At 70.1% G+C, this 3,420-nt stretch carries 3 protein-coding genes; 2 read left to right on the forward strand and 1 reads right to left on the reverse strand.

Features of this window, described 5'->3' with window-relative positions:
- Nucleotides 1–77: 77 nt before the first annotated feature.
- Nucleotides 78–1,253, reverse strand: a complete 1,176-nt coding sequence (locus AC08OP_RS21945; protein WP_476615911.1) for a reverse transcriptase domain-containing protein — start codon at nt 1,251–1,253, stop codon at nt 78–80.
- Nucleotides 1,254–1,279: 26 nt separating this feature from the next.
- Here AC08OP_RS21945 and AC08OP_RS21950 point away from each other — a divergent pair, with 26 nt between their 5' ends.
- Both AC08OP_RS21950 and AC08OP_RS21955 read left to right on the forward strand, forming a co-directional pair.
- On the forward strand, nt 1,280–1,531 hold the full coding sequence (locus AC08OP_RS21950) for a DUF5372 family protein (RefSeq protein WP_476615912.1): 252 nt from the start codon (nt 1,280–1,282) through the stop codon (nt 1,529–1,531).
- A 130-nt stretch (nt 1,532–1,661) separates the two neighbouring features.
- Nucleotides 1,662–3,420 (forward strand): recombinase family protein (locus AC08OP_RS21955; RefSeq protein ID WP_476615913.1); only part of this gene is annotated, 1,759 nt, incomplete at its 3' end.

Raw genomic sequence — 3,420 nt, forward strand, 5'->3', positions numbered from 1 at the left:
CGCCGTCGGGTAGCCCCGACGCATTGCTGCGTCGGGGCCCCCTCAGAACCGGACGTGCCGGTTTCCCGGCATCCGGCTCAAGCAAGTCCCTGTGGGCGTCGAGGTCGGTAAGGCGGTGGAGCGGTGCTGATCGTGTCCGGTGGCGGTCGGCGTTGTCGGCGCCGCTTCCAGTAGTTGGCCAAGGTCGGGTCGTCCGGGGACGCGTCGGCGTTGACCATCTGGTGGCGGCGGATGGGCGTCCAGGACAGTTTCGTCAGGCAGGCGCCGGTTTCCCGATCGCCGAACACCCAACGGTCCTGCCTGGTGGGGTGGAACCGCCCAAAGTAGCGGTTCACGATCCATCGGTACGACTTCGTTTCATGCCGGTGTCGGCCCCACTTGAGCATCGTCCACACCAAGGTGTGATCGATCGAGCCGAACACCTGTTTGGACACGGCGGTCCGGTAGTAGGCGGCCCAGCCGCGCAGGATCGGGTTCAGCTTGGTGATCACTGCGAGACTGTTGGCGCCGCGAAGGTTGCGCACCTCGGTGCGCAGCCTCGTCCGGAACCGCTTGACCGCCGCCTTCGAAGGCTTAATCAGGAGCTTCCCGTTGGGGTAGTGGCGGATGTTGAAACCCAGGAAGTCGACCCCCGCGGACAGGTGCACGATCTGCGTCTTGTCCTCGTTGAACGACAGCCCCCGGGGCGCCAGCCACGCCGCGAGACGCGCCTTGACCTGTTCGGCCTGCTGCCTGGAGTGGCACAGAGCGACCAGGTCATCGGCGTACCTGATGAGCACCGGTGTTCCCGGCACCGAACGGCCCCGATGGCTCGGGGCCGTTCGGTATCGGGCTCCGGCGGCGGTCTCCATCCCGTGCAACGCGATGTTCATCAGCAAGGGACTGACGACCCCGCCTTGCGGGGTGCCCTCTTCGGATGGAGCGAATTCGCCGTGTTCGATCACCCCGGCTGACAGCCACCTGGCAATGCGCCCCTTGGCAGGGAAGCCGTGCAGGTGAGCCAGAAGCCGGGCATGGTCGATCCGGTCGAACGCCGCTGTCAGGTCCGCGTCCAGGACCCACGCCCGTTTCGGGTTCGGCCCTTTGGCGACTGCGAAGATCGCCTCGATCGCGTCGTGACAGCCCCGGCCGGGTCGGAAGCCGTAGCTTCGCGGCTCGAACCGGGCCTCCCATTCAGGCTCCAACGCGTTGAGCACCACGGCCTGCGAGGCCCGGTCCCGGATCACCGGCACGGTCGTTGCATAGAGCCGCACAGGCTAGAGAATCTTTGGGTTTTCTCGTGGTCACGCATCCGTTCCACCCGCTGGCGGGCCGGCGGGTGGAGGTTCTGTTCATGAAACGACGGGCGGGGGCGGCGGTCTTCGTCTGTGCAGACGGTATCTCACGGAGTGTGACCCTGCCGCAGGAGTGGACCGACCGCGGCCCGCAACCGTTCGAGCACCGGTTGTCTGTCGAGGGTCTGACCGCTGCGCGGGCGCTGGTGGACGCGCTGCCGCGCCGTCGCGCGACGGTGGGCGGAAGCGGATCCTGATGGGAAGGGTCAGGCGCGCGGTTGCTCGGGGACGGGCGGAAACGAGGTGCCGTGCCCGGGATGGACAGCCTGTGCCGCGAGGCCGTGATGACGGTCGCCAACATGGTCGAGTCCGTGCTGGGAGGCAGGCGTGAACGGCGAGCACAAGATTCGCGGTTCGCATCGGGAACGACGGGCGATCGTCTACCTGCGCCAGTCCACGCTCGCGCAGGTACGGGAACACACCGAGTCCACCGCCCGGCAGTATGCCCTGGCCGACGAGGCGGTCCGGCTGGGCTGGGCCCGTGCGAATATCACCGTGATCGACGCCGATCTGGGTGTCTCGGGCCGGTTCGGCGCGGCCCGCGAGGGGTTCCGGGACCTGGTGGCCCGGGTCTGCCTGGGCGAAACCGGAGCGATCTTCGGGTTGGAGGTGTCCCGGCTGGCCCGCTCCTCGGCGGACGTCGCCCGGCTGCTGGAACTGGCCCGCCTCACCGACACGCTGCTGGTCGACACCGACGGCGTCTACGACCTGGCGGACATCAACGACCGGCTCCTGCTCGGACTCAAGGGCAGTATGTCCGAAGCCGAGCTGCACCTGCTGGCCGGTCGGCTGCACGGAGCCAAGCGGGCCGCCGCCGAACGCGGCGAGTTGCGGTTCCCGCTGCCGGTCGGCTACGTCTACGACGACGGTGCCTGTGTGATGGACCCGGACGTGGAGGTGCAGGCGGCGATCCGGGACGTCTTCGCCGCGTTCACCGCCGGCGGGTCGGCCTACGCGGTGGTCACCGCGTTCGTGGGCCGCCGATTCCCGCTGCGCGCCTTCGGTGGGGTGTGGGCCGGTCAGCTGCGCTGGGGCCGGCTGACCCACGCCCGGGTCCTCGGCGTGCTGAACAACCCCTGCTACGCCGGCAGTTACGTGTTCGGCCGGTACGCGACCCGGCGGCGGGTCGACCCCGACGGCCAGGTGCACACCGGCGTCGTCCGGCGGCCCCGAGCCCAGTGGCCAGTAGTGATCCACAATCATCATCCCGGTTACATCACCTGGCAGGACTTCGAGGACCACCAGGCGAAACTGGAAGCGAACTGCACCCACCGCGGGGCCCGGCCGCCCCGAGAAGGACTGGCCCTGTGCCAAGGGATCATCCTGTGCGGGTCGTGCGGCCGGCCGATGACCACCCGCTACCACCGCGGTGGCCGGGCCGCGTATGAATGCTCCGCGTCCCGCGCGGACCAGCAGGCCACCCCCACCTGCCGGTCGATCGCGGCCCACACCGTCGATGACGCGGTCACCCGACGGCTGCTGGCCGCCCTGTCACCCGAACAGATCAACCTCGCCCTCGCCGCCGCCGATGAGGTCACCGACCGACACACCCGCGCTCACCGCGCCGCCGAGCTCGCCGTGGAACGCGCCCGCTACGACGCCGACCGCGCCGAACGGGCCTTCCACCGGGTCGAACCGGAAAACCGGCTGGTCGCCCGCACCCTGGAGACCCGCTGGGAGGCCCGACTCGCCGCCGTCACCGAGGCTGAAACCGCCCTGGAAACGGTCCGCCGGGCCCGGCCGCCGCTGCCCGAACCCGCCGCCCTGCAGGCGCTGGCCGCCGACCTGCCCGGACTGTGGCACGCCCCCGACACCGACGACCGGGACCGCAAACGCCTGCTCCGCACACTGATCGCGGACGTCACCCTGCTCCCCGAGACCGACCGCCACCAAGCCCGGGTCGGGATCCGCTGGCACACCGGCGCCACCGACCAGATCAGCCTCGACCGCGGCACACGCACCCCCACCGCCGCCATCGAACTGATCACCCGGCTCGGTCCGCAACGCACCGACGACGACCTGGCCGCCGACCTGGCCGCAGCCGGGCTCCGCACCGGCAAGGGGCACCCCTTCGACGTCCCCGCGG

This window comes from Frankia sp. CeRuru1 (assembly GCF_977966315.1).